Here is a 24,319-nt window from a genome sequence, read left to right as displayed (position 1 = left end):
TTACTCAATATTCTGCACTTGTTCGCGCATCTGCTCGATCAACACCTTGAGGTTGACCGCCGCTTGGGTGCTGCGCGGGTCGAAGGCCTTGGAGCCCAGTGTGTTGGCTTCGCGGTTGAGCTCCTGCATCAGGAAGTCCAGGCGCCGGCCGGCGGCACCGCCGGATTTCAGCACCCGGCGAACTTCGATGATGTGGGTGCTCAGGCGATCCAGTTCTTCGGCCACGTCGCTCTTTTGCGCGAGGATGACCATTTCCTGTTCCAGGCGCTGCGGGTCCAGTTCGGCCTTCATGTCGGCGAAACGGTCGAGGACTTTCTGGCGCTGGGTGGCGAGCATCTGCGGAACCAGTTCGCGCAGGGTCACCACATCTTCCTCGATGGAGGTCAGGCGATCGTTGATCAGGCGGGCCAACTCCGCGCCTTCGCGCTCGCGGCCGGCCTTGAGGTCTTTCAGGCCTTGATTGAACAGGGCCAGCGCCTCGGCGTTCAGCGCCTGCGGGTCGGTGGCGTCGGCGACCAGTACGCCTGGCCAGGCCAGCACTTCCAGCGGGTTCAGCGCGGCCGGGTTCTTGATCAGGCCTGCAACGGTTTCGGCAGCAGCGACCAGTTGCGCGGCGCGCTCGCGATCCACCTGCAGCGGCTTGCCGGTGCTTTCCTCGGTGAAACGCAGGGTGCATTCCAGTTTGCCGCGCGACAGGCCCTGGCGCAGGGATTCGCGGACGGCGCCTTCGAGGTCGCGAAACGACTCCGGCAGGCGCAGGTGGGGTTCCAGGTAGCGGCTGTTGACCGAGCGCAGTTCCCAGCTCAGGGTGCCCTGAACGCCGGCTTTTTCGACGCGGGCGAAGGCGGTCATGCTGTGCACCATGGGGTGACCTCGCGATACAGATCGGCGCGAATTGAAGCTCCGCAGCTCGATATCAATGAATTTAAGCCGACTGGCAGCAAAGGCGCAGGATTGTAGCGCAGTGCGGCAGATGCGCCCAAACACACGGTGTGACAAAGGGCTGCAGGCCGTCGGCGAAGCGCGTTTCAGGGCCTTCGGTCGTCGGCCGGATTTTTTAACGAGTGCCCAGGCGCGGTGCGCGGCTCTATAATGCTCCGCAGTTTTCCGTCCCCAGTACAGGTATCTCCTATGAAACGTCCAAGTGGTCGCGCTGCCGATCAGCTCCGCTCGATCCGCATTACCCGCAACTACACCAAACACGCCGAGGGATCGGTACTGGTCGAATTCGGTGATACCAAGGTCATCTGCACCGTCAGCGTCGAAAACGGCGTGCCGCGTTTCCTCAAAGGCCAGGGCCAGGGTTGGCTGACCGCCGAGTACGGCATGCTGCCGCGCGCCACCGGCGAGCGTAACCAGCGTGAAGCGAGCCGTGGCAAGCAGGGCGGTCGTACCCTGGAAATCCAGCGCCTGATCGGCCGCTCCCTGCGCGCCGCGCTGGACATGTCCAAGCTGGGCGACGTCACCCTGTACGTCGACTGCGACGTGATCCAGGCCGACGGCGGTACCCGCACTGCGTCGATCACCGGCGCCATGGTTGCGCTGGTCGATGCACTGAAAGTGATCAAGAAGCGCGGCGGCCTGAAAGGCGGCGACCCGCTCAAGCAAATGATCGGTGCTGTTTCCGTGGGCATGTACCAGGGCGAGCCGGTGCTGGATCTGGACTATCTTGAAGACTCTGCCGCCGAGACCGATCTCAATGTGGTGATGACCAGCACCGGTGGCTTCATTGAGGTGCAGGGCACCGCCGAAGGCGCGCCGTTCCAGCCTGAAGAGCTGAACGCGATGCTGGAGCTGGCGAAGAAAGGCATGAACGAGATCTTCGAACTGCAAAAGGCTGCACTGGCCGACTGAGCAGGTTCGTAACCCGCAAGGAGGACGCAATGAGTGGTGAGCAAGAGTTGCTGCCCAAGCCGAGCCAGGAGGTTCGCCAATGGGCCATGTTTTGTCACTTGTCCGCCTTGCTGGGGATCTGGATTCCGTTCGGCACGCTGATCGGGCCGCTGGTCCTGTGGCAGATGAAGCGCGAGACCGATCCGTTCATCGACGCCCAGGGCAAGGAAGCGCTGAATTTCCAGATCACCGTGGCGATCGCTTCGATGATCTGCTTCGTGCTGATGCTGCTGATTATCGGATTCGTGCTGTTCGGCCTGCTGGCCATTGCGGCGCTGGTGCTGACAATTATCGGTGGAGTGAAAGCCAACGAAGGTTTCCCGTATCGCTATCCGTTCACTTGGCGGTTGATCAAATAGCATCCGGCCGAAAGGTGCATGTTGGAATAATCAATCCGCATATTTAAAAGCCCTGACTTGTCAGGGCTTTTTTGCAACTCAATAAACCTGTAATGCTTGTAGGAATAATCTTTCTGCGATGAGTGGTAGAGGATATTTAATATATTCATCAGCCTTACATTTTTAGTCACAAGTACGTTGCCTTTATGTTGCCGAAGGACATTGGCAGCATGACTTTATGCTTGCTATGGTTGCCGCACGTTATATTCCTTCAGAAATATTTCGATATGTTCAAGCCATCGAAGGCTTTTGAATTCCAGTGTTTCCGGTGTTGAAAAGTTCGCCGGTTCATGAGGCGTATCCAGGGAAAGTTCGCCTCTGAATATATAGCCAAGAATAATCCAGATGATTCAGCTCGATTTCTACGGCACGCTCGTGGCCGCTTCACTCGTACTTCTGCTGGGGCGTGGCCTTGTTGCCCGTGTTGGTGTACTGCGCAATTTCAATATTCCCGAACCCGTTGCGGGTGGGTTGTTGGTTGCGCTGGTTCTTCTGGTATTGCGAGCGCTCGATATAGAAGTTCGTTTCGATACCTCATTGCAGACACCGCTCATGCTGGCGTTTTTTGCCACTATCGGTCTGAGTGCCGATTTCGCCAGTCTCAAGAAGGGCGGTCGCGTAGTCGGAATGTTCTTGTTAGCGGTCATCGGCCTTCTGATTCTGCAAAACGCCATGGGTATCGGACTCGCAAAAGTGCTTGGCCTTGATCCGCTGATGGGGCTGCTGACGGGGTCGATTACCCTGGCGGGCGGTCACGGTACCGGCGCTGCATGGGGCGCGGTATTCAATGAGAAATACGGCCTGGCCTCCGCCTCGGAACTGGCGATCGCCTCTGCGACGTTCGGTCTTGTACTGGGTGGTCTGATAGGCGGTCCGGTTGCTCGTTTACTCATCAAGCGTGTGGAAGTGCCTGGCTGCAACGCCCAGGCGCCGCAAAGCCTGCCACGGGGCTTCGAGCAGCCGAACAAAGAGCGCTCGATCACGCCATTTTCCTTTATCGAAACCCTGGCTCTGATCGCGGTCAGCTTGCTGGCGGGTAATCTTCTTAATGGCCTGCTTCACGGCACGGCATTCGAATTGCCGACGTTCGTTTGCGTGCTGTTCGTGGGCGTGGTGCTGCGCAACGGTCTTTCAGCGCTGGGGTTGTATCAGGTGTTTGAACGTGAAGTCTCGGTGTTGGGGAATGTCAGCCTCTCGCTGTTTCTGGCGATCGCCCTGATGTCGCTCAAATTGTGGGATCTGGCGGCGTTGGCGTTGCCGATCTTCATCATTCTGGCTGTACAGGCGCTGGTCATGGCGCTGTTCGCGATCTTTGTGACGTTCCGGATGATGGGCAGTAACTACGATGCTGCCGTACTGGCGGCGGGGCACTGCGGTTTTGGTCTCGGTGCCACGCCGACTGCCATCGCTAACATGCAAGTGGTTACGCAACGCTATGGGCCTTCGCAGATCGCGTTTCTGGTCGTACCGATGGTGGGGGCGTTCTTCATCGACATTATTAATGTCATCGTGATCAAACTGTATCTGATGCTGCCTTTCTTCGCCGTCATCTGAGTTCGATTTCACTTCGAACGCAGGCAAAAAAATGCCCGTATCTTGTGATACGGGCATTTTTTCAACTACGAAACTGCGCTTAGATAGTCAGCGTCCAGTCGTAGTCGACGATCAGCGGCGCATGCTGCGAGAACCTTGGCTGACGTGGCAGGCGTGCGCTGCGCACGAAGCGCCGCAGCCCTGGAGTCAGGATCTGGTAGTCGAAGCGCCAGCCCAGATTCAGCATCTCGGCCTGTTCGTTGTCCGGCCACCAGCTGTACTGGTCGCCTTCGCGGCTGACTTCGCGCAAGGCGTCGACATAACCCATGTTGCCGACAATCTCGTCCATCCAGGCGCGTTCCGGCGCCAGGAAACCCGGGGATTGCTGGCTGTCGCGCCAGTTCTTGATGTCGAGCTTCTGCTGCGCGACGTACAGCGAGCCACAATAAATGTACTCGCGACGTTTGCGCCGCTGTTTGTCCAGGTACTTGCCGAAATCGTCCATGAGCTTGAACTTCTGGTTCAAGTCCTCATCGCCGTTCATCCCCGAAGGAAGCAGCAAGGTGGCAATACTGACTTTGTCGAAATCTGCTTGCAGGTAGCGCCCGTAGCGGTCGGCCGTCTCGAATCCGAGACCGCTGATGACAGCCTTCGGTTGCAACCGCGAATACAAAGCCACGCCACCTTGGGCAGGGACTTCAGCATCGCAGGCATAAAGGAAGTAGCCATCCAGTTGGAAGGCTGGGTCGTCCAGTTCAAAGGCGGAGGCACGGGTGTCCTGCAGGCAGATGACGTCGGCATTCTGTGCCTGCAGCCAACTGAGCAAACCGCGCTCGACTGCAGCCTGAATACCATTGACGTTCACACTGATGATCCGCATAAATGGCCCCAAAAATCGCGTGCGTGTATGATACACGGCGTCAAGCTAATTAGCTAAATCCGTGGTATTTGGGGTTTTTTTCATGCAAGCGTATCAGCGCGATTTCATTCGTTTTGCCATCGATCGCGGCGTTTTGCGCTTCGGTGAGTTCACCCTGAAGTCCGGGCGCACCAGTCCTTACTTCTTCAATGCCGGCCTGTTCAACTCGGGTTCCGCGCTCGCGCAGCTGGGCCGTTTCTACGCCGCAGCCATCGCCGAGAGCGGTATTCCGTTCGACGTGCTGTTCGGTCCGGCCTACAAAGGCATCCCGCTGGCGGCAACCACTGCCGTGGCGCTGGCCGAACACCATAATCGTGATTTGCCATGGTGCTTCAACCGCAAGGAAGCCAAGGCCCACGGCGAGGGCGGCAGCCTGGTCGGCGCACCGCTGACCGGTGAAGTGCTGATCATCGACGACGTGATCACCGCCGGCACCGCGATCCGTGAAGTGATGCAGATCATCGCTTCCCAGGACGGCGCCAAGGCCGCCGGTGTGCTGATCGCCCTGAACCGTCAGGAGCGCGGCAACGGCGAGCTGTCGGCGATTCAGGAAGTCGAGCGTGATTTCGGCATTCCGGTCATCAGCATCGTGTCGCTGAACCAGGTGCTGGAATTCCTGGCTGACGATCCGCAGCTCAAGCAGCACCTGCCAGCCGTTGAAGCCTATCGCGCCCAGTTCGGCGTCTGATCGCAGCTTCAGGCAAAAAAAGACCCCGCTCAGCCAGGCTGAGCGGGGTCTTTTTGTTTGCGCGAGCGCTTACGGACGCTTGCGATTGCTGATCAGCGTACCCACACCGGTATCGGTGAAGATTTCCAGCAGGATCGCGTTCGGTACACGGCCGTCGATGATCAGCGAGCTGCCCACGCCGCCCTGAACCGCTTCCAGTGCACAGCGGATCTTCGGCAGCATGCCGCCGTAGATGGTGCCGTCGGCGATCAGGTCGTCGACCTGCTGGGTGCTCAGGCCGGTCAGTACGGTGCCCGACTTGTCCATCAGGCCGGCGATGTTGGTCAGCAGCATCAGCTTCTCGGCTTTCAGTGCTTCGGCAACCTTGCCGGCCACCAGGTCCGCGTTGATGTTGTACGACTCGCCGTTTTCACCCACGCCGATCGGCGCGATCACCGGGATGAAGTTGCCTTTGACCAGCAGGTTCAGCAGTTCGGTGTTGATCCCGACAACTTCGCCTACATGACCGATGTCGATGATTTCCGGCTGGGTCATCTCCGGGGTCTGGCGGGTGACGGTGAGTTTCTTCGCACGAATCAGCCCGGCGTCTTTACCGGTCAGGCCGATGGCGCTGCCGCCGTGACGGTTGATCAGGTTGACGATGCTTTTGTTGACCTGACCGCCCAGGACCATCTCCACTACGTCCATGGTCGCAGCGTCGGTGACGCGCATGCCGTCGACGAAGTGGCTTTCGATCGACAGGCGCTTGAGCAGATCACCGATCTGCGGGCCACCGCCGTGCACGACCACCGGGTTGATGCCCACGGCCTTCATCAGCACGATGTCGCGGGCGAAGCCGGTTTTCAGCTCCTCGCTTTCCATCGCGTTGCCGCCGTATTTGATCACCAGGGTCTTGCCGACGTATCGGCGGATGTAAGGCAGCGCTTCGGACAGGACCTTGGCAGTGTTGGCGGCGGCATCGCGTTCGAGGGTCATTCAGGGCTCCGGGTGAATCAGCAATCAGAACGGTAGTTGGAGATCAGGTGCAACGCGTTTCAGTTGGGCATGGAACACAGCCTTGATGCGCTGCAATTCAGCCTCGTCATCGGCCTCGAAGCGCAGCACCAGCACCGGTGTGGTGTTGGATGCGCGCACCAGGCCCCAGCCTTTGGCGTAGTCGACCCGCACGCCGTCAATGGTGGTCAGGTCGGCGCCTGGGCCCCACTGCGCATCGTGCAGTGCATCAATGATGCTGAATTTGCTCTCTTCGGTCACATGGATATTGATTTCCGGCGTGGAAATATCGTTCGGGAAGGTCGCGAACAGCTCCTCGGCCGAAGATTTTTCCTTGCTGAGGATTTCCAGCAGCCGTGCGGCGCTGTAAATGCCGTCGTCGAAACCGAACCAGCGCTCCTTGAAGAAAATGTGCCCGCTCATTTCGCCGGCCAACAGCGCGCCGGACTGTTTCATTTTCTTTTTGATCAACGAGTGACCGGTCTTCCACATTAGCGGCCGACCGCCATATTCCTTGATCAGCGGGATCAGGCGACGGGTGCATTTGACGTCGAAAATGATTTCCGCGTCCGGGTTGCGCGCCACCACGTCACGGGCGAACAGCATCAGCAGGCGATCCGGGAACACAATGGTGCCGGTGTTGGTCACCACGCCGACGCGGTCACCGTCACCGTCGAAGGCCAGGCCGATGTCGGCGTTGGTTTCTTTGACCTTGGCGATCAGGTCGACGAGGTTCTCAGGCTTGCCCGGGTCCGGGTGATGGTTCGGGAAGTTGCCGTCGACTTCGCAGAACAGCGGGATGACTTCGCAGTTCAGCGCTTCGATCAGCTGCGGGGCGATCACGCCGGCCGCGCCGTTGCCGCAGTCGACCACGACTTTCAGGCGCCGGGCCAGTTTGATGTCCTGGACGATTTCGGTGGTGTAGCGGTCGAGGATTTCGACCTGGGTCACGCTGCCCGTGCCGCTGCTCAGGTTGCCGGTCTTGATACGCTCATGCAAAACCTGAATCTGTTCATTGGCGAGGGTGTCGCCGGCGATCACGATCTTGAAGCCGTTGTAGTTGGACGGGTTGTGACTGCCGGTGAGCATCACGCCGGATTTGCCGGCCAGCACGTTGGCGGCGTAGTACAGCGCCGGGGTCGGCACCAGGCCGACGTCGCTGACATGGCAGCCGCTTTCGGCGATACCGCGGATCAGTTCGGCAACCAGTTCCGGGCCGGACAGACGGCCGTCACGGCCAACGGACACGTTCGGTTCGCCCTGGGCCAGGCTCTGGGAACCGATGGCACGACCGATCCAGTAGGCTGTTTCGGCATTGAGGAATTCCGGCACGGTGCCGCGAATGTCATAGGCGCGGAAGATGCTGTCGGGAAGCTTCGGGGCGACTTGGGCGGGGGTGCTCATCTGCGAAAATGCTCCATCTCGAAAGTGGCTGGACACACCGACGACTATTCGACGGCAAGCTCAAACTGAAGGGTATGACGGCGGTTTTCACAGAGAGTTCGTGGTGTGAAAGGGCCATGACGCCTTGTACGGCGTGGCTTTGGCCTGTCAATGCCTTGATTTTCAGCGGTAAAGCTTGCAGATGAATCTGCGTATTTTTATGGCGAGAGAGCAGGCTCCCTCGCCACAAAACCAATCACTTGGTGCCGGAATGGCCGAAACCGCCAGCGCCGCGTTCGGTTTCGACGAACTCTTCAACCATTTCGAAGTGCGCCTGAACCACCGGCACCAGCACCAGCTGCGCCAGGCGCTCGCCGACCGGCATGGTGAATTCGGTCTGGCCACGGTTCCAGCAGGAGACCATCAGCGGGCCCTGGTAGTCGGAGTCGATCAGGCCGACGAGGTTGCCCAGCACGATGCCGTGCTTATGGCCCATGCCCGAGCGCGGCAGGATCAGCGCGGCGAGGTTCGGGTCGCCGATATAGACCGACAGGCCGGTCGGGATCAGCACCGTTTCACCCGGCTTGATCACGATGTCCTCTTGCAGCATGGCGCGCAGGTCGAGGCCGGCGGAGCCCGGTGTGGCGTATTGCGGCAGCGGGAATTCGGTACCGATGCGTGGGTCGAGGATCTTGGCTTGCAAAGCGTGCATGTAAATTAAACCTGGTTCAGACGTTCGGCGATAAAAGTGACCAGTTGGCGAGCGATCTTGCTCTTGCTGGTCTGGGCGAAAAGCGTGGCGTGCAGCGCACGGTCGATGACGCTGCAGGCGTTTTCTTCGCTGTTGAAACCGATGCTCGGGTTGGCGACGTCGTTGGCGACGATCAGATCGAGATTCTTGTCCTTCAGCTTGCGTGCAGCGTAGTCGAGCAGGTGTTCGGTCTCGGCGGCGAAGCCGACACTGAACGGACGGTCGGGACGGGTCGCGATGGTGGCCAGGATGTCCGGGTTGCGCACCATTTGCAGGACGAAGCCGTCGCCGCTCGTAGGGTCTTTCTTCAATTTTTGCGGGGCGACGACTTCCGGGCGGTAGTCCGCCACCGCCGCCGAGGCGATGAAGATGTCGCAAGGAATCGCGGCTTCGCAGGCGGCGAGCATGTCCCGGGCGCTGACCACGTCGATACGGGTCACGCGATCCGGCGTCGGCAGGTGCACCGGGCCGCTGATCAGGGTCACGCGGGCGCCGGCCTCCACTGCCGCTTCGGCCAGGGCGAAGCCCATTTTTCCGGAGCTGTGGTTGGTGATGTAGCGCACCGGGTCGATGTTTTCCTGGGTCGGGCCGGCGGTGATCACCACGTGCTTGCCGGTCAATGCCTGACGCTGGAAGCAGTCCGCCGCGAGCTGGGCCAGGTCGGTGGCTTCCATCATGCGGCCCATGCCGACGTCGCCGCAGGCCTGGCTGCCCGAGGCCGGGCCGAAGGTCTTCAGGCCACGGCTTTCAAGAAGTTGCAGGTTGGCCTGGGTCGCCGGGTCGCGCCACATGGCCTGGTTCATGGCCGGGGCGACCGCTACGATCGCGTCGGTGGCCAGCACCAGGGTGGTCAGCAAATCGTTGGCAATGCCTTGGGCCAGACGGGCGAGCAGGTCGGCGGTGGCCGGGGCGATCAGCACCAGATCGGCCCATTTGGCCAGTTCGATGTGGCCCATCGCCGCTTCGGCGGCCGGGTCGAGCAAGTCCAGGTGAACCGGGTGACCGGACAACGCCTGCATGGTCAACGGGGTGATGAATTCGCTGCCGCCACGGGTCATGACCACGCGCACTTCGGCGCCCTGATCGATCAGGCGGCGCACAAGGTCGGCGCTCTTGTAGGCAGCAATGCCGCCGCCGACGCCCAGAACGATGCGTTTCCGATACAGCCGCTGCATAGGTCTGCCTTTCATTTCGTTGGTGACATACGTGGCGAAACCCCCTCCCCAGGGTGAATTCGCCCGCAAAAAAGATGGGCTACGATATCACAGCGACCGCTACGGAACAGCGGCGCCCACAGACAAGGAAGGTGTATGAGTATTCGCGATTGGCCGGCGGCGGAAAGGCCGCGGGAGAAGCTGTTGGAACAGGGCTCGGGAAGTCTTTCCGATGCCGAATTGCTGGCGATTTTTCTACGTACCGGCGTATCCGGCAAAAGTGCGGTGGATGTAGCAAGGCATCTGTTGAGTCAGTTCGGCAGCTTGCGTGCTTTGCTTGAGGCCGATCTCGCAACGTTCAGTGAACAACTGGGCCTGGGCCCGGCGAAGTTCGCCCAGTTGCAGGCCGTGCTGGAAATGGGGCGGCGACACTTGGCCGAGCGCATGCGCCAGAAAACGGCGCTGGAAAATCCGCAGGTCGTGCGTGATTACCTCAAGGCCATGCTGCGCCACGAGCCGCACGAGGTGTTCGGTTGCCTGTTTCTCGACTCCAAACATCAGGTGCTGACTTTCGAGACGCTGTTTCGCGGCTCGATCGACAACACGGCCGTGCATCCCCGGGAAGTCGTGAAGCGTTCCCTGGCCAACAACGCGGCAGCGGTGATCCTGTGCCACAACCATCCGTCGGGAAACTCCGATCCCAGTCAGGCTGATCGATTATTGACCAAGCGCTTGCAGAAGGCTTTGGAGTTGATTGATGTGCGGGTGCTCGATCACTTCATCGTTGGCGATGGTGAACCGTTGTCGATGGCGGAGTGTGGCTGGATGTAGCTCCGAAGGGAGAATGCAAAACCCTGTGGGAGCTGGCTTGCCAGCGATGACGGCGGCACATTCAGCACAATGTTGTCTGTCAGTCCGCTATCGCTGGCAAGCCAGCTCCCACAGGTTTTGTGTTGTGGCGGGTTATTTAAGGGTGACTTTGGAGTAATCCTGCCGCCCAAACGGGCTCACCGAGTAACCCTGCACGTCCTTACGCGTCAGCGCATAGGCGGTCGGATGCGCCAGCGGCAGCCACAATGCCTGCTGCTGAATCTGCGCCTGCGCCTGCTCATACAGCTTGGTGCGCACGCCTTGTTCGCTGGTGGTCTTGCCGGCGCTGATCAGCTTGTCCAGGTCGGCATTGCAGTAGCGGGCGAAGTTGGTGCCGGATTTGACCGCCGCGCAGGAAAACTGCGGCGTGAGGAAGTTGTCCGGGTCACCGTTGTCGCCGGCCCAGCCCATGAACAGCAAGTCATGTTCGCCAGCCTTGGCGCGACGGATCAGTTCGCCCCACTCGATCACGCGGATTTCCGCCTGAATGCCGATTTCTGCCAGATCCGATTGCAGGAGCTGCGCGCCGAGGCTCGGGTTCGGGTTGAGCAGGCTGCCGGACGGGCGCGTCCAGATGGTGGTTTGGAAACCGTCCTTCAATCCGGCCTTGGCCAGCAGGGCCTTGGCCTTGTTCACGTCGTGGGCGTAACCCGGCAGGTTCTTCGCGTAGCTCCAGGTGTTCGGCGGGTACGGGCCGTTGGCGGCTTCGGCGGTGTCCTCGAACACGGCCTTCAGGTAGTTGGCCTTGTCGAAGGCGAGGTTGATCGCCTGGCGCACTTCCGCTTTGTCCAGCGGCGGATGCTGGCTGTTGATGCCTACGAAAGCAGTCATGAACGCGTCAGTCTTTTCGACTTTCAGCGTCGGCTCCTGCTTGGCAGCCTGTACGTCCAGTGGTTTTGGCGACAGGGCAATCTGGCACTCGTTGCGCCGCAGCTTTTGCAGCCGCACGTTAGCGTCCGGGGTGATGGCGAAGATCAGCGGGTCCACCGCAGGTTTGCCGCGGAAGTAGTCCTGGTTGGCCTTGTAGCGGATCGAGGCGTCTTTCTGGAACCGGGTGAAGACGAACGGCCCGGTGCCGACCGGCTGGCTGTTGAGCTTGTCGGTGGCGTCGGCCTTCAACAGCTTGTCGGCGTATTCAGCAGAATAAATCGAGGCGAAACCCATGCTCAGGGTCGCGAGGAACGTCGAGTCCGGGTGATCGAGGGTGAAGCGCACGGTCAGCGGATCCAGTGCGTCGATCTTCTTGATCAGGCTCGGCAACTGCATCGACTGAGCATGGGGAAAGCCGCTCTGGGCGACCTTGTGCCACGGATTGGCCGGGTCGAGCATGCGGTCGAAGCTGAATTTGACGTCTTCGGCGGTCAGTTCGCGGGTCGGCTTGAAGTAATCAGTCGTGTGAAACTTCACCTGCGGGTGCAGCTTGAACACGTAGGTCAGGCCGTCGGTGCTGACTTCCCAGCTATCGGCCAGGCTCGGGACCACCTTGCCGCTGGCGGTGTCGAAGTCCACCAGACGGTTCATCAGCACATCGGCCGAGGCGTTGGTGGTGGTCAGCGAGTTGTACTGCACCACGTCGAAGCCCTCGGGGCTGGCCTCGGTGCAGACGCTCAGGGCGGCGGCCTGGGCCAGTGGACTCAGTAACAGCGGGGCGAAGAGCAGGGGGAGGGCAGCGAGGCGCATGGTCGGCTTCCTTTACAGATCGAAGGCCCATCTGCAAGTGCAGTCTGGAAAAGGCCTACCCTAGTGGTCGCGATTGCAAATGACTATCCCCTTTTTGCATTTTCGGGGCTGCGCGGTTAAGGATTTGTCGGAAGAGATGGCGGGAAAAGTCTCGATTGCGGGCATGGCCGATTTTCTTCGACGAATGGTAAAAATTGCCGGCAGCCTTTGCCCAAGGCGCTTGCGGCCGGGAAAAGCGGCTTTTTAGCCATTCTTTGCGCACGGAAAGTTGTTGCTCCGTGGTCTTTCTGGTATAAAGCAGCGCTCTTTTCTAGGGGCCCGGTTCCTTCGCTTGTAGGTGTAGCCGGTAAGACCTCTAAAGAATCGCGGCGCCTGGCGCCACAATGACTAGAGATTAAGCGGCCAACCCATGCCGGGTTGGGCATGTGGTTTTAGAGGGCTGAGGCATGTCTAGAGTATGTCAAGTTACCGGTAAGGGTCCGGTGACTGGGAACAACATTTCCCACGCAAACAACAAAACCCGTCGTCGTTTCCTGCCGAACCTGCAGCATCACCGCTTCTGGGTTGAAGAAGAGAAACGTTTCGTACGCCTGCGCGTTTCCGCCAAAGGCATGCGTATCATCGACAAGCGTGGCATCAGCGTTGTGCTGGCCGAGCTGCGTCGCGACGGCAAGGTTTAAGGGAGCTAATCATGCGTGAATTGATTCGTTTGATCTCGAGCGCCGGTACTGGTCACTTCTACACTACCGACAAGAACAAGCGTACTACCCCGGACAAAATCGAGATCAAGAAATATGATCCGGTTGTTCGCAAGCACGTGATCTACAAGGAAGGCAAAATCAAGTAATTGATTTTTCCCGACTTACGAAAAAGGCCCGTATCTCACGATACGGGCCTTTTTTGTTGCCTGGCGATTAGCAATCAGCCGCAGATCAGTTCATCGATCTCATTGCGATCGTTGACCAGCACCCTGATCCGGTCAGGTTTGGGCAGGAGATTGAACAAGTCCTCCGGCCGTTCCAGTCGATGTTTCTGAACGCCGGCCGCAGTGCGGATAGCGCTCAGGGTCTCTGGGGTGGCGACTTGGCCGACAGCAAATTGCGCGGCGTTGATATTGCAGAAATCAGGCATGGTGCCTCCTTGCGTTCCATTCGGTTGGGAGCGCTCGCCGGTCAGTCCTGCCGAGACATCCTGCCTCGGTAGGAAATTGCCCGATGTATGAGCGCTGCCGCGAAGTTTCACTCAGAAGCACTGCACGCGTCTTACTCGTGTAGTCACCACTTGTGTCGGATCAGGCCTTCTGTTCGAAGATCACATAGACCTTGCGGCACGCTTCCAGCACTTCCCAGGTGCCACGGAAACCGGCCGGAATCACGAAGCGGTCGCCGACACGCAGGGTCTTTGCATTGCCTTCACCGTCACGCAGCACTGAAACACCTTGCAGGATTTCGCAGTATTCATGTTCGGTGTAATTCACCGTCCACTGCCCGACCGCACCTTCCCAAACGCCAACGCCCATTTGCCCACATGGGCTGTCGTACTGGTTGAACACCGCCTGCTCGGGATCGCCCTTGAGTACTTTGGCCGGGTCCGGGCGATAGCGTTCGGCTTCGGTTGTGGTCAGGCTGATGTCGACGACGTTCTGGATGTTCATTGTTGTTTTCTCCCGTGATGACGGCGCGGTGGCTTGAAAGGGGCAAAGTCTATGTTGATTAAATTGAACGCCGCAAGGCGCTATAACCGCCTTATGTCAAATATATTGAAACAACCCCGGCCGCTGGTTTAGGGTGGCGGATGCCTCGGGCCGAAAGCAGGCTGGCCGGGCAGTATTCCCGAGAACGACCGCGACGATCGCGGCGCTCGTATTGAACAAGAGGAGGACACTCGAATGACCACCCTGACTCGTGCCGACTGGGAACAACGCGCCCGCGACCTGAAGATCGAAGGCCGCGCCTACCTCAATGGCGAGTACACCGATGCCGTCTCCGGCGAGACCTTCGAGTGCATCAGCCCGGTCGATGGCCGTTTGCTGGGCAAGATTGCCAGTTGTGACGCCGCTGACGCCCAGCGCGCCGTGGAAAACGCCCGCGCCACCTTCAATTCCGGCGTCTGGTCGCGCCTGGCGCCGACCAAACGCAAAGCCACCATGATCCGTTTCGCCGGCCTGCTCAAGCAGCATGCCGAAGAACTGGCCCTGCTCGAAACCCTCGACATGGGCAAGCCGATCAGCGATTCGCTGTACATCGACGTGCCGGGTGCCGCGCAAGCGCTGAGCTGGAGCGGTGAAGCGATCGACAAGATCTACGACGAAGTCGCCGCTACCCCGCACGATCAACTGGGTCTGGTAACACGTGAGCCGGTTGGCGTGGTCGGGGCCATCGTGCCGTGGAACTTCCCGCTGATGATGGCCTGCTGGAAACTCGGGCCGGCACTGTCGACCGGTAACTCGGTGATCCTCAAACCGTCGGAAAAATCCCCGCTGACCGCCATCCGCATCGCCGAACTGGCGGTCGAGGCCGGCATCCCGAAAGGCGTGCTGAACGTGCTGCCGGGCTACGGCCACACCGTCGGCAAGGCGCTCGCGCTGCATAACGACGTCGACACGTTGGTGTTCACCGGTTCGACCAAGATCGCCAAGCAACTGATGATCTATTCCGGCGAATCGAACATGAAGCGCGTCTGGCTGGAAGCCGGCGGCAAGAGCCCGAACATCGTGTTTGCCGATGCACCGGACCTGCAAGCCGCCGCCGAATCTGCCGCCAGCGCCATCGCCTTCAACCAGGGCGAAGTCTGCACCGCAGGTTCCCGTCTGCTGGTCGAGCGTTCGATCAAGGACAAATTCCTGCCGATGGTGATCGAGGCGCTGAAAACCTGGAAACCGGGCAACCCGCTGGATCCGGCCACCAACGTTGGCGCGTTGGTCGACACCCAGCAGATGAATACCGTGCTGTCCTACATCGAGTCGGGCCACACCGATGGCGCCAAACTGGTGGTCGGCGGCAAGCGCATTCTTCAGGAAACCGGTGGCACCTACGTCGAGCCGACGATCTTCGACGGTGTGAGCAACGCGATGAAGATTGCCCAGGAAGAGATCTTCGGCCCGGTGCTGTCGGTCATTGCCTTCGATACCGCCGAGGAAGCGATCAACATCGCCAACGACACGCCTTACGGCCTGGCGGCAGCGGTGTGGACCCAGGACATTTCCAAGGCGCACCTGACCGCCAAGGCCCTGCGGGCCGGCAGCGTGTGGGTCAATCAGTACGATGGCGGCGACATGACCGCACCGTTTGGCGGCTTCAAGCAGTCGGGCAACGGCCGCGACAAGTCGCTGCACGCGTTCGACAAATACACCGAGCTGAAGGCGACCTGGATCAAGCTGTAAATCGCTGAGGGAGCCCGCCGAGGCGGGCTCCCGAACGGTACAAGGATCCCTGTGGGAGCGGGCTTGCTCGCGAAGGCGGTGTGTCAGTCAGCATCAATGTCGACTGTCAGACTGCATTTGCGAGCAAGCCCGCTCCCACATTGGTTTTGTGTGAACACAAAAAATATCCACAGGAGCGTGGACCATGCGTTGGGCGACGTATTTCGCCGTGTTGGCGTCTGTCTTGAGTGTTGGTCTGGCCCTGGGGGTCAGCATGCCGCTGGTGTCGTTGCGCCTGGAGGGCTGGGGCTACGGCTCGTTCGCCATTGGCGTGATGGCGGCGATGCCGGCCATTGGCGTGTTGCTGGGGGCGAAGGTTTCCAGTCATCTGGCCGCGCACTTCGGCACGGCGAACCTGATGCGCCTGTGCCTGTGGGCAGGGGCGCTGTCCATCGGCTTGCTGGCGCTGCTGCCGAGCTACCCGATCTGGCTGGTCCTGCGGCTGATGATCGGCGTGGCTCTGACCATCGTCTTCATCCTTGGCGAGAGCTGGATCAATCAACTGGTGGTCGAGCAGTGGCGTGGGCGACTGGTGGCGCTGTACGGCAGTAGTTACGCGTTGAGCCAACTGTCCGGTCCGTTGCTGTTGGGCGCGCTGGGCACTGATCGCGATTATGGTTTCTGGGTCGGTGTTGGCCTGTTGATCGTATCGCCGCTTCTGCTGCTGGGCCGCAGCGGTGCGCCGAGCAGCGAGGCCAGCAGCGTGACCTTCGGCGATCTGTGGGGCTTCGCTCGCGAACTGCCGGCCATCGCCTGGGCGGTGTCACTGTTCGCCGCGTTCGAAGCGATGATCCTGACGCTGTTGCCGGTGTATTGCCTGCAACAGGGCTTCACCGCTGAAATCGCGCTGGCGATGGTCAGCACTGTGGTGGTGGGCGATGCGCTGCTGCAATTGCCCATCGGTGCACTGGCCGACTACCTGTCGCGACGGACCCTGTTCACCGGCTGCGCCGTGGTGCTGATGCTGTCGAGCCTGGCGATCCCGATGCTGCTCGACACCTTGCTGATCTGGCCGCTGTGGGTGCTGTTCGGCGCCAGTGCCGGTGGTCTGTTCACGCTTTCGCTGATTCTGATTGGCGAGCGTTACCGCGACGATGCGCTGGTGCGCGCCAATGCGCATGTCGCGCAGCTGTGGGGTGTCGGTTGTCTGATCGGGCCGTTGATGGCGGGCGCGGGCAGCCAGTGGATCAGCGGACATGCGTTGCCGTGGCTGATGGCGGCCGGCGCGTTCGGGCTAGTGATTCTGCTGTCGCGACAAGGGGTGTTCGGCAAGGTGCCGGAGCCCGCTTGATGAGGCGGCTGGAGCGGGTTGCTACAGCATCCGCTCCAGTCCCACGGTGGTGCTGAACCACGCATTGAAGCGCCGCCACCAGTTGCCGGGCTCCTTGGTCAGCGTGTGCATCTGGCCATTGTCCTCGGTGACCCACACCACTTTTCCGTCCTGCAGTTTCGCTTCGTAGCTGAGCGCCGGCGCCATGCCCTGCAAGGCCAGTTCGCGCACGTGCGCCGCCAGTTCGGGGCTGTCCACCAGCACCCCGACTTCGGTGTTCCACAGCACCGAGCGCGGGTCGAAATTGAACGAGCCGATGAACGATTTTTTGCCGTCGAAGATCATCGCCTTGCTGTGCAGGCTCGAATCCGAGCCGCGATAGGACTTGCTGTAAAACAGGTGCGGGCCGCTGCCATCGTTATCCCCAGGCTGGCGCCGCAGCTCAAACAGCTTCACGCCATGTTCCAGCAACGCCTTGCGATACGGCGCATAACCGCCGTGCACCGCCGGCACGTCGGTGGCTTCCAGCGAGTTGGTCAGCAGGCTTACCGACACGCCCGCATCGGCGCGGCCGGTCAGGTAGACCAGCCCCGGTTGTCCCGGCACGAAATAGGCAGAAATCATCACCAGTTCTTTGCTGACACCGGTGAGCTCCGGCGCCAGTTGTGTGGTCAGCAGCAGCTGCGAATCGGGCTCGCCCTTGGCCAGCACCTTGCTCGGCGCATCCCACAACGCCTGATTCCAGGCCCAGATCAGCTCCCGGCGCCAGACGTCCATGCGCGGAGCGGTGCGGTAAGTCATCAACTGCTGATACAGCGCGTGATTCTGTTTGCGGGTCTCTTCCAGGGATTCTTCCAGGCGCGTGCGGGTGTTCTGCAGGTCTTTGGCCGTGGGTTTGCTGGAGAGGAATTCGTCGATCGGCTTGCTCAGGGCACTGTTCCAGTACTGGTCGAAACTGTGCCCGAGCTGTTCGGCGACCGGCCCGACACTGAGCATGTCGATGTCGGTGAAGTTCAGGTTGGGCTCGGCATCGAAGTATTCATCGCCCAGATTGCGCCCGCCGACGATGGCCACACTGTTGTCCGCCAGCCACAACTTGTTGTGCATGCGCCGATGTTGCAGCGACAGGTTGAACAGCCGCCCGGCCGCCCGGGTCACGCCGGTGCTGCGCCCCAGGTGCAGCGGATTGAACAGACGGATCTGGATCTGTGGATGCGCCGCCAGTGTGGCGATGATGAGGTCGAGACCGTCGCTGGTGGTGTCGTCCAGCAGGATCCGCACCCGCACGCCACGGTCGGCAGCCTTCAACAATTCTTCCACCAGCATTCGGGTGCTGATGCCGTCATGGACGATGTAGTACTGCAAATCGAGGCTGCTTTGTGCGTTGCGGATCAGCTCGGCGCGGGCGGTAAAGGCTTCGGTACTGTTGGACAGCAGGCGAAAACCGGACTGGCCCTTGTAGGGCGCCGCCTGGGCCTGGATCGAACGGCCGAATGCCGATCCGTTGGCTGGCAGGGTCTGGCTGGGTTCTCGTGGAACATCCAGTGAGGCGCACCCGGCGAGCAGCAGGACGAACATCAGTGCAAATGGCAGGGAATGTCTTGAGCTCAAGTCGGATCGTTCCGGGTGTGGGCGAGGTCAGGAGTATGGCACGGCGTGCGCAGCGTGTTATCCGTTCGACGGTCAGTCAATCCGAGCCCTGGACCAGAGCGGCTTGTAGCTTATGACTGTCGGGAAAGCGAGAGTTCTTAAACGAATTGACGATTTTTCCGGCTCACATCAGCTACGCCTTGCAGCGATTTTTCCGGTGCGAATCGCGCCGTCGCCTTACATCGCTGCCGGGAAACAATTGGAATAATGACAACGCTGATTTTGAGGCAGGAAGTTTCCTGTTTTACAGCAGAAGAAGCGCAGCTGGCTGTCATCTTTCGATTCTTATGGAGTGAGAATTTTCATGCGCAAGACCTTTCGTGCAATTGCTGTCGCAAGCGCCCTGTCACCGGCCTGGGTCATGGCCGACAGCGCGGATCTGACGATCACGGGCACCATCGTTCCGACCTCCTGTACACCGACCTTCGCCGGCGGCAACACCGTCGATCTGGGTGACATTTCCGCCGGTTCTCTGAACCGGGATCGGCAGACCGAACTGCAGAACCGCAACATCACGCTGAGCGTCAGCTGCTCCGCAGCCGCGCCCATGGCGATCAAGGTGCATGACAACCAGTCCCATACGCAGCGGCCCGGGATTGTCATCGACGGCTACGACTGGTCCATGTACATCTACGGCATCGGTGAAGTGGCCGGGGCGAAGATCGGTGGCTACGGCCTGCGGTTCGGCACACCCACCGTCGACGGTCAGCCGTCGATGATCCTGTACAAGCAAGGAGACATGGCCAACTGGGACACTCCCGATACGGCAACGCTGGTCGGGAAAAACACTGAGGGCGGCAACCTGCGGTATTCGTGGGGGGCTTCGCTGGCGGCAGGTCCGACGCCGGGCATTGTCCATACGTTCCCCATGACCCTGGTTCCCGTCATCGGTCCGTCGTCGAGCTTGCCGATCACCTCCGAGTTCGCACTGAACGGGTCGGCTACGTTCGAGTTGCTTTACCTCTGAAGGAGCGCGCGTGATTGTGCCGGGTTTGAGGCGCAACAGGGTTTTGCAGTGACTCCCGACAGGCTCGGCCTTTGTGTGGCCTGTCATTTCCTATCAACCTGATCGGCTGGCTCGTGGCCCGGCGTTGCTGCCGGCTGCGCGCTCGCCTGTGGACAACGACATGAACGCCTTCGCGCGCAATGCCATCACCGCTGCATTGCTGGTGCTCTTATTGGGGTCCGGGTCGATCCGGGCGGCGGGGATGGTTCCCGAAACACCGGTCCTGGTGCTCGATGAAGGACTGGGCGAGGCGGGGATCAATGTGTTCAACAGCGAGCCCCATCCGGCGCTGTTGCACACCTCTGTCGAGGACGTGCCGCAAGACACCGAACCCTTGCTCCTTCTGACACCGCCGGTCGCCCGGGTCGAGCCCGGGGCCACACAGCGTGTGCGATTCATTTTGCGCAGCGCCGAACCGCTGAAGACCGAGCGTCTCAAGCGGGTGGTGTTCGAAGGCATCGCGCCGCAGGATGCGACGGGCAAGGCGCAGGTCAGCCTGAGTGTGCGCCAGAACATCCCGGCGATCCTGCGTCCGGCGAAATTGCCGATCGACCGTGAGCCCTGGAAACATTTGGTCTGGTCACGACAAGGCTCCGAGATAACGGTGCGCAATCCCAGCCCGTATGTGGTGCGGCTGGGCCATTCGGTGATGTTGTTGCCTGGTGACAAAGAGATGGATCTGGGGCGCACCTATGTGTTGCCTGGCGAGCAGCTGACCCTGAGCGGGACGGCTGAATCGAGCCGTTCGCAGCTCCAGGTGCGACTGTTTCCCGTCACTACGTACGGCTTCGCCATTGCGCATTTCGACGCTCCGTTGGTGACGGATTGATGCAGCGATATTGTCTGGCCGGCGCGGCGCTGATGATCATTCTGAGTGCCGCTCCGATCGCCAGAAGCACCGAGCGTGTGTCCGTGCAGTTCAATCAGGATGTACTGAAATCACGCGGGCTGGACCCGCGTCTGGCCGAGTACTTCAGCCAGGCGCCGCGCTTTCGCGAGGGCGAGCAGGCGGTAGCCCTGTCGGTCAACGGCGTTCCCAAGGGGCGGATGCAGGTCGTATTCGATGCCGAAGGCGAGTTGTGTTTCACGCCGTCACTGTTGGAAAGGGGCGGCATCAGAGCCGCCACTCGAATCGAGTCGGCGGGTGGGACGGGATGCGTGCTGTTCGTCAGGTACTTTCCTGGCGCGATAGTGCAAACCGATCCCTCGCAGGGGCATGTCGCACTGCTGGTGCCCACCGAGGCGGTGATGCCTGATCGCCCGGCCCGCCGCAGTTTCCTCAACGGGGGCGCGGCAGGCCTGTTCAACTATGACGCCTTGCTGCTCGGCAGCCGTTTTACCGGACAGTCTTCGCAGTTCCGCAATCTGAATACCGAGCTTGGGTTTAATGCTGCGGACTGGTCGTTTCGCAGTCGTCAGGTGTACAGCGATTTCGCCGGTCAGGATCGCCTCGAGCACCTGTATGCCTATGCCTCGCACACCTCGGAGCGCTATCAGGCCAACCTGCAGATGGGTCAGTTGAACATGGCTTCCCCGTTGTTTTCCGGTGAGGCCTTCAATGGCATTCAGGTACAGCCGGAACTGGCCCTGATGGCGCTGGACGATGACAGCTCCGGTGCGCGGGTAGAAGGTATTGCCTATTCCGCCGCACGAATCGAAGTCACGCAAAACGGTGCGCTGATCTACACCACGGTGGTCCCCGGTGGCCCGTTCACCCTGGTCGGTTTGCCGTTGCTCAGTCAGAGCGTGGACCTGGAAGTGACGGTGCATGAGGAGGACGGGCAACAGCGGCGCTTCATTGTGCCGGCGACGCAGCTGCGAGGCGCAATGACGGGGCGAGCGGCTGGTTATGGGCTGGCGGCCGGCCAAGTGCGACGCTATGCCGATGATGAACGTGATGCGCCGTCCTTCGCCGCTGCCAGCAAGGACTGGCGGCTGGGCCAGCGTGGGCAGGTCACGGCCGGCGCCATGCTCGGCACAGGTTATGAGTCGGTGGGCTGGGCGATGCAGGGCAGCGTCGGCAATCGACTGGTACTGGGGGGCCGGCAGTTGGTTTCCCGGGCGCAGGATCAGGCTGCATCCGGCACGCAGTTGCAGTGGACGGCCGGCGGTCCTCTGAATGACAGGCTGTCGGCGAGTGTTGCGCTGACCCGGCAGACTCAGGGGTTTCGCACTCTCTCGGATACCACCTGGGACTCGCGCAATGATCAGCCTTTTCAGCGGATGCGCAATCAGCTGACAGCAAATCTCAGCACCAGCAGCCCGCTGTTCGGTGGCTTTTCCGCCAGCTATTCGCGGTTCTCCCTGTTTGACGGGACGGCCACTTCAAGAGTCGCCCTGGCCTGGTCGCAGAGCATTCGGCGAGCCGGTGTGACATTCACGGTTGAGCGCGATGTCGCGGGGGATTCGAACGATGCTCGCGGTACGGCAGCCTATCTGAGTGTCAGTCTGCCGTTAGGTGTCCGGCAGACGTTGCGCAGCTATGTGCGCAACGACGACGCGAGCGGCACTCGCAGCGGCCTGCGGTTCAATGAGCAACTGAGCGATACCCTGGCCTATAGCATCGGCGCCGAGCGACCGGATGAAGGCCGCGCCGGGTTCAACGGGCGGGTCAATCTGTTGCCCCGCTACAGTCAGATGGACATGGGCTATTCCCGCAGCGGGGCCGGTAACCAGAACTATGACATCGGCCTGCGCGGCGGTGCGTTGCTGCATGGTGAAGGCGTGACCCTGTCGCCTTATCCGCTACGCGAAACCTTCGCCTTGCTCAAGGCCGGCGACAGTGCGGGAGTCAAGCTCAATACCCCGCGCGGCCCGGTCTGGACCGATTATGCCGGGCACGCCGTGGCGGCGAGTCTGCCGGCGTACAGCAAGGGACGGGTCGAACTCGACACGGCCAGCCTGGGGCGCAATGTCGATGTGCACAACGCTTACCAGGAAGTCGAAGCCGGGCGTGGTGCGGTAGCGCACCTTGCATTCGAGATGGTCACTGCGCGGCGCCTGCTGTTACAGGCGCGCACTGCCGACAACGTGCTTCTGAGCAAGGGGGGAGCGGTTTTCGACGCGCAGGGACAGTACATCACCAACGTGCTGGAAGCCGGCACGATCTTTTTGCCCGATGTCCTGCCCGACACGAATTTGCATGTGGTGTTGCCCGATGGCAGTCGCTGCCGGTTGATCTACAGCATCGACGAACAAGCCGACACGCAGTCGCTGTACGAAACGGCGCAAGCCACCTGCCAAGCGGTTTAAGGAGTCAGTCAGCATGCGGCGTTTGAAAACCGGCACGATCGGTCTGGCATTGCTCAGTACCGCATTTATTGCCGATCAGGCAAAGGCGCAGGCGGGCTGTGCAGTCAGGCTGGGGCAGCCTTCCGTCGATTTTGGAGCGATGACGCGCGGTCAGTTGCTGCAACAGCCCATAGAGAATGACCAGTTGAGTTTCGGGCGCCGACGGGTACAGATCACCGTTCAGTGTGAGCGGACACAACCGTTGCGACTTGACCTGGTCGCGCCAGCGGCGGAAGCCGTCGACTATCGCTTTGGCGCCGGGGTGTTGAGGGTTCAAGTGGTGGCTGTCCGGGTGGATGGCAACGCTGTGCAGTGGCTCGGTTTTGAACCGGGTGCGGCATCCGGTGCGGCTGTCTGGCCCGCCGGGCAAAGCCTGATTCCGGCGCGAGCGGGCGTAGGGCTGGAGGGACAGCGCATGGACGTCGAAGTGGAACTTGAAGGGCGGGTCAGGTCAGCGCAGACCCGGGTTGCCGATCTGACCCGGTTCGGGATCGATTTGCGCTTTCAGGCGCACTGAAACTCGAGCCCTGTAGACATGGCGGTTCAAAGCATCCGACCACGGCAGCGTAGGATCCCGCCACCAAGCTCAAATTACCTATTAAACCAGTCGTGATTTCGTTGTTTAAGCGCTCCCGTTTCCTACAGATTTATCTCTCATAAGCCGCAATCATCAGCCCGCTTACTTACATACCAGGTTTGTAGGGACTGAACTGTTCATCAAATGGAAGATTACGGCTTATGAAAAAGACATACCGTCTTGCAGTACTGGCGGCGGCGCTGCTGCCAACAATGGCAATGGCAGAAAGCGTTGACCTGAATGTCATCGGCACCATTATTCCGACCTCCTGCATTCCGGCCTTTGCCGGTGGCGGCACGGTGGATCTGCGCAAGATTTCGGCGGCGACGTTGAATACGACCACACAGACCCTGTTGGCCGGTCGCGATGTGTCCCTGCACATCAATTGCGACGCACCGGCCCCCGTGGAAGTGTCGGTGCGTGACAACCGGGCCGGCACCAAGTTGCCCGGCATCAGTGATGGTGCCGGTCAGAGTGATCCGGCACTGTTTTTCGGGCTGGGCGAAATCAACGGTACGCCTATTGGTGGTTTCGCCTTGCGCCATGGCATCCCGGAGACCGACGGCAATGCCCAGACGCTGCTGACCCGGACGCTGGCGGCCCCGGCATGGCGTGTGCCGACCAGCACGCTGGTCAGCAATGCGCCGCAACTGTACTCGTGGGGCGCCAGCGCTGCGACCGGTCCGGTTGCCGCTCGTCATCACGGTTTCCCGATGCACCTGCTGCCGATCATCGGCCCAAGCAACGCCCTGCCGATTGCCAACGAAATCCCGCTGGACGGCTCCGTGACGTTCGACATGTTCTACCTCTGATGACAGCGTCCCGGTGTCTCTCAGGCACCG

General features: G+C 60.7%; 23 protein-coding genes and 1 pseudogene. 14 read left to right on the top strand and 10 right to left on the bottom strand.

What is annotated here, in order from left to right:
- Nucleotides 1–864 (bottom strand): YicC/YloC family endoribonuclease, encoded by an 864-nt coding sequence (locus CAF76_RS05895; protein WP_085647062.1) that lies wholly within the window; start codon nucleotides 862–864, stop codon nucleotides 1–3.
- Nucleotides 865–1,131: 267 nt separating this feature from the next.
- On the opposite strand from CAF76_RS05895, the gene rph reads away from it, so the two are divergent.
- From rph to gltS, 3 genes are all read left to right on the top strand, one after another.
- Nucleotides 1,132–1,854 (top strand): ribonuclease PH, encoded by a 723-nt coding sequence (rph, locus tag CAF76_RS05890; protein ID WP_003229494.1) that lies wholly within the window; start codon nucleotides 1,132–1,134, stop codon nucleotides 1,852–1,854.
- Nucleotides 1,855–1,883: 29 nt separating this feature from the next.
- Nucleotides 1,884–2,252 carry a DUF4870 domain-containing protein gene (locus CAF76_RS05885; RefSeq protein WP_064600417.1) on the top strand — a complete coding sequence of 123 codons (369 nt, stop codon included), beginning with the start codon at nucleotides 1,884–1,886 and terminating at the stop codon, nucleotides 2,250–2,252.
- A gap of 384 nt (nucleotides 2,253–2,636) precedes the next feature.
- Nucleotides 2,637–3,845, top strand: coding sequence for a sodium/glutamate symporter (gene gltS, locus CAF76_RS05880; RefSeq protein WP_064600414.1), 1,209 nt, complete (start codon nucleotides 2,637–2,639; stop codon nucleotides 3,843–3,845).
- Between the two features lie 79 nt (nucleotides 3,846–3,924).
- On the opposite strand, the gene CAF76_RS05875 is transcribed toward gltS, so the two are convergent.
- Nucleotides 3,925–4,704: an exodeoxyribonuclease III gene (locus tag CAF76_RS05875; protein WP_007920349.1), complete on the bottom strand. Its 780-nt coding sequence runs from the start codon at nucleotides 4,702–4,704 to the stop codon at nucleotides 3,925–3,927.
- 82 nt (nucleotides 4,705–4,786) lie between these two features.
- Between CAF76_RS05875 and pyrE the strand changes: the two genes are divergently transcribed.
- Nucleotides 4,787–5,431, top strand: a complete 645-nt coding sequence (gene pyrE, locus CAF76_RS05870; RefSeq protein WP_007954442.1) for an orotate phosphoribosyltransferase — start codon at nucleotides 4,787–4,789, stop codon at nucleotides 5,429–5,431.
- A 69-nt stretch (nucleotides 5,432–5,500) separates the two neighbouring features.
- On the opposite strand, the gene argB is transcribed toward pyrE, so the two are convergent.
- From argB to coaBC, 4 genes and pseudogenes are all read right to left on the bottom strand, one after another.
- Nucleotides 5,501–6,406: an acetylglutamate kinase gene (gene argB / locus CAF76_RS05865; protein ID WP_007954443.1), complete on the bottom strand. Its 906-nt coding sequence runs from the start codon at nucleotides 6,404–6,406 to the stop codon at nucleotides 5,501–5,503.
- A 24-nt stretch (nucleotides 6,407–6,430) separates the two neighbouring features.
- A pseudogene (locus CAF76_RS05860) lies at nucleotides 6,431–7,807 on the bottom strand (phosphomannomutase/phosphoglucomutase); the annotation flags it as partial.
- A 256-nt stretch (nucleotides 7,808–8,063) separates the two neighbouring features.
- Nucleotides 8,064–8,519 (bottom strand): dUTP diphosphatase, encoded by a 456-nt coding sequence (dut, locus tag CAF76_RS05850; protein WP_007954445.1) that lies wholly within the window; start codon nucleotides 8,517–8,519, stop codon nucleotides 8,064–8,066.
- Nucleotides 8,520–8,524: 5 nt separating this feature from the next.
- Entirely contained in the window at nucleotides 8,525–9,733 is a 1,209-nt protein-coding gene (gene coaBC, locus CAF76_RS05845; RefSeq protein WP_039765205.1) for a bifunctional phosphopantothenoylcysteine decarboxylase/phosphopantothenate--cysteine ligase CoaBC, read from the bottom strand.
- Between the two features lie 135 nt (nucleotides 9,734–9,868).
- Between coaBC and radC the strand changes: the two genes are divergently transcribed.
- On the top strand, nucleotides 9,869–10,543 hold the full coding sequence (gene radC, locus CAF76_RS05840; RefSeq protein ID WP_064600411.1) for a DNA repair protein RadC: 675 nt from the start codon (nucleotides 9,869–9,871) through the stop codon (nucleotides 10,541–10,543).
- A gap of 132 nt (nucleotides 10,544–10,675) precedes the next feature.
- Here the strand turns inward: radC and CAF76_RS05835 are convergent, their stop codons facing one another.
- Entirely contained in the window at nucleotides 10,676–12,262 is a 1,587-nt protein-coding gene (locus CAF76_RS05835; RefSeq protein WP_085647060.1) for an ABC transporter substrate-binding protein, read from the bottom strand.
- Nucleotides 12,263–12,708: 446 nt separating this feature from the next.
- Here CAF76_RS05835 and rpmB point away from each other — a divergent pair, with 446 nt between their 5' ends.
- Complete coding sequence (gene rpmB, locus CAF76_RS05830) at nucleotides 12,709–12,942, top strand: 50S ribosomal protein L28 (RefSeq protein ID WP_003177273.1); 234 nt, start codon at nucleotides 12,709–12,711, stop codon at nucleotides 12,940–12,942.
- Nucleotides 12,943–12,953: 11 nt separating this feature from the next.
- Nucleotides 12,954–13,109: a 50S ribosomal protein L33 gene (rpmG, locus tag CAF76_RS05825; RefSeq protein WP_003177274.1), complete on the top strand. Its 156-nt coding sequence runs from the start codon at nucleotides 12,954–12,956 to the stop codon at nucleotides 13,107–13,109.
- A 74-nt stretch (nucleotides 13,110–13,183) separates the two neighbouring features.
- Here rpmG and CAF76_RS05820 read toward each other — a convergent pair whose 3' ends face one another.
- Nucleotides 13,184–13,393 carry a peptidase inhibitor gene (locus CAF76_RS05820; RefSeq protein WP_064600404.1) on the bottom strand — a complete coding sequence of 70 codons (210 nt, stop codon included), beginning with the start codon at nucleotides 13,391–13,393 and terminating at the stop codon, nucleotides 13,184–13,186.
- Between the two features lie 160 nt (nucleotides 13,394–13,553).
- Nucleotides 13,554–13,916 (bottom strand): cupin domain-containing protein, encoded by a 363-nt coding sequence (locus CAF76_RS05815; RefSeq protein WP_007954453.1) that lies wholly within the window; start codon nucleotides 13,914–13,916, stop codon nucleotides 13,554–13,556.
- A gap of 234 nt (nucleotides 13,917–14,150) precedes the next feature.
- Between CAF76_RS05815 and CAF76_RS05810 the strand changes: the two genes are divergently transcribed.
- Complete coding sequence (locus CAF76_RS05810; protein WP_085647059.1) at nucleotides 14,151–15,644, top strand: aldehyde dehydrogenase; 1,494 nt, start codon at nucleotides 14,151–14,153, stop codon at nucleotides 15,642–15,644.
- Nucleotides 15,645–15,828: 184 nt separating this feature from the next.
- On the top strand, nucleotides 15,829–16,974 hold the full coding sequence (locus CAF76_RS05805; RefSeq protein ID WP_085647058.1) for an MFS transporter: 1,146 nt from the start codon (nucleotides 15,829–15,831) through the stop codon (nucleotides 16,972–16,974).
- A gap of 21 nt (nucleotides 16,975–16,995) precedes the next feature.
- Here CAF76_RS05805 and CAF76_RS05800 read toward each other — a convergent pair whose 3' ends face one another.
- A complete protein-coding gene (locus CAF76_RS05800) occupies nucleotides 16,996–18,531 on the bottom strand; it encodes a phospholipase D family protein (RefSeq protein WP_092163873.1) in 1,536 nt (511 codons plus the stop codon).
- A 376-nt stretch (nucleotides 18,532–18,907) separates the two neighbouring features.
- On the opposite strand from CAF76_RS05800, the gene CAF76_RS05795 reads away from it, so the two are divergent.
- From CAF76_RS05795 to CAF76_RS05775, 5 genes are all read left to right on the top strand, one after another.
- On the top strand, nucleotides 18,908–19,570 hold the full coding sequence (locus CAF76_RS05795) for a DUF1120 domain-containing protein (protein ID WP_085647057.1): 663 nt from the start codon (nucleotides 18,908–18,910) through the stop codon (nucleotides 19,568–19,570).
- A gap of 160 nt (nucleotides 19,571–19,730) precedes the next feature.
- Nucleotides 19,731–20,438, top strand: coding sequence for a fimbria/pilus chaperone family protein (locus CAF76_RS05790; RefSeq protein WP_085647212.1), 708 nt, complete (start codon nucleotides 19,731–19,733; stop codon nucleotides 20,436–20,438).
- Nucleotides 20,438–22,861, top strand: coding sequence for a fimbria/pilus outer membrane usher protein (locus CAF76_RS05785; RefSeq protein WP_085647056.1), 2,424 nt, complete (start codon nucleotides 20,438–20,440; stop codon nucleotides 22,859–22,861). Before CAF76_RS05790 ends, CAF76_RS05785 begins: the two co-directional genes overlap by 1 nt.
- Before the next feature lie 13 nt (nucleotides 22,862–22,874).
- Nucleotides 22,875–23,417 (top strand): hypothetical protein, encoded by a 543-nt coding sequence (locus CAF76_RS05780; protein ID WP_085647055.1) that lies wholly within the window; start codon nucleotides 22,875–22,877, stop codon nucleotides 23,415–23,417.
- Between the two features lie 221 nt (nucleotides 23,418–23,638).
- The gene (locus tag CAF76_RS05775; protein ID WP_085647054.1) at nucleotides 23,639–24,289 is read left to right on the top strand and encodes a DUF1120 domain-containing protein; all 651 of its coding nucleotides are present in this window, start codon (nucleotides 23,639–23,641) and stop codon (nucleotides 24,287–24,289) included.
- Nucleotides 24,290–24,319 lie beyond the last annotated feature (30 nt).

The sequence above is a fragment of the Pseudomonas sp. B40(2017) genome (genome assembly GCF_002112855.1).
GTDB classification, from domain to species: Bacteria; Pseudomonadota; Gammaproteobacteria; order Pseudomonadales; family Pseudomonadaceae; genus Aquipseudomonas; species Aquipseudomonas pharyngis.
The sequence above is the reverse complement of the archived record's forward strand: the minus strand, read 5'-3'. Positions and strand labels throughout refer to the sequence as shown.

Excerpts from the sequence above, each read along its gene's own strand:
- CAF76_RS05895 (WP_085647062.1), bottom strand. The coding sequence starts at position 864 with ATGGTGCACAGCATGACCGCCTTCGCCCGCGTCGAAAAAGCCGGCGTT.
- rph (WP_003229494.1), top strand. The coding sequence starts at position 1,132 with ATGAAACGTCCAAGTGGTCGCGCTGCCGATCAGCTCCGCTCGATCCGC.
- CAF76_RS05885 (WP_064600417.1), top strand. The coding sequence starts at position 1,884 with ATGAGTGGTGAGCAAGAGTTGCTGCCCAAGCCGAGCCAGGAGGTTCGC.
- gltS (WP_064600414.1), top strand. The coding sequence starts at position 2,637 with ATGATTCAGCTCGATTTCTACGGCACGCTCGTGGCCGCTTCACTCGTA.
- CAF76_RS05875 (WP_007920349.1), bottom strand. The coding sequence starts at position 4,704 with ATGCGGATCATCAGTGTGAACGTCAATGGTATTCAGGCTGCAGTCGAG.
- pyrE (WP_007954442.1), top strand. The coding sequence starts at position 4,787 with ATGCAAGCGTATCAGCGCGATTTCATTCGTTTTGCCATCGATCGCGGC.
- argB (WP_007954443.1), bottom strand. The coding sequence starts at position 6,406 with ATGACCCTCGAACGCGATGCCGCCGCCAACACTGCCAAGGTCCTGTCC.
- dut (WP_007954445.1), bottom strand. The coding sequence starts at position 8,519 with ATGCACGCTTTGCAAGCCAAGATCCTCGACCCACGCATCGGTACCGAA.
- coaBC (WP_039765205.1), bottom strand. The coding sequence starts at position 9,733 with ATGCAGCGGCTGTATCGGAAACGCATCGTTCTGGGCGTCGGCGGCGGC.
- radC (WP_064600411.1), top strand. The coding sequence starts at position 9,869 with ATGAGTATTCGCGATTGGCCGGCGGCGGAAAGGCCGCGGGAGAAGCTG.
- CAF76_RS05835 (WP_085647060.1), bottom strand. The coding sequence starts at position 12,262 with ATGCGCCTCGCTGCCCTCCCCCTGCTCTTCGCCCCGCTGTTACTGAGT.
- rpmB (WP_003177273.1), top strand. The coding sequence starts at position 12,709 with ATGTCTAGAGTATGTCAAGTTACCGGTAAGGGTCCGGTGACTGGGAAC.
- rpmG (WP_003177274.1), top strand. The coding sequence starts at position 12,954 with ATGCGTGAATTGATTCGTTTGATCTCGAGCGCCGGTACTGGTCACTTC.
- CAF76_RS05820 (WP_064600404.1), bottom strand. The coding sequence starts at position 13,393 with ATGCCTGATTTCTGCAATATCAACGCCGCGCAATTTGCTGTCGGCCAA.
- CAF76_RS05815 (WP_007954453.1), bottom strand. The coding sequence starts at position 13,916 with ATGAACATCCAGAACGTCGTCGACATCAGCCTGACCACAACCGAAGCC.
- CAF76_RS05810 (WP_085647059.1), top strand. The coding sequence starts at position 14,151 with ATGACCACCCTGACTCGTGCCGACTGGGAACAACGCGCCCGCGACCTG.
- CAF76_RS05805 (WP_085647058.1), top strand. The coding sequence starts at position 15,829 with ATGCGTTGGGCGACGTATTTCGCCGTGTTGGCGTCTGTCTTGAGTGTT.
- CAF76_RS05800 (WP_092163873.1), bottom strand. The coding sequence starts at position 18,531 with ATGTTCGTCCTGCTGCTCGCCGGGTGCGCCTCACTGGATGTTCCACGA.
- CAF76_RS05795 (WP_085647057.1), top strand. The coding sequence starts at position 18,908 with ATGCGCAAGACCTTTCGTGCAATTGCTGTCGCAAGCGCCCTGTCACCG.
- CAF76_RS05790 (WP_085647212.1), top strand. The coding sequence starts at position 19,731 with ATGAACGCCTTCGCGCGCAATGCCATCACCGCTGCATTGCTGGTGCTC.
- CAF76_RS05785 (WP_085647056.1), top strand. The coding sequence starts at position 20,438 with ATGCAGCGATATTGTCTGGCCGGCGCGGCGCTGATGATCATTCTGAGT.
- CAF76_RS05780 (WP_085647055.1), top strand. The coding sequence starts at position 22,875 with ATGCGGCGTTTGAAAACCGGCACGATCGGTCTGGCATTGCTCAGTACC.
- CAF76_RS05775 (WP_085647054.1), top strand. The coding sequence starts at position 23,639 with ATGAAAAAGACATACCGTCTTGCAGTACTGGCGGCGGCGCTGCTGCCA.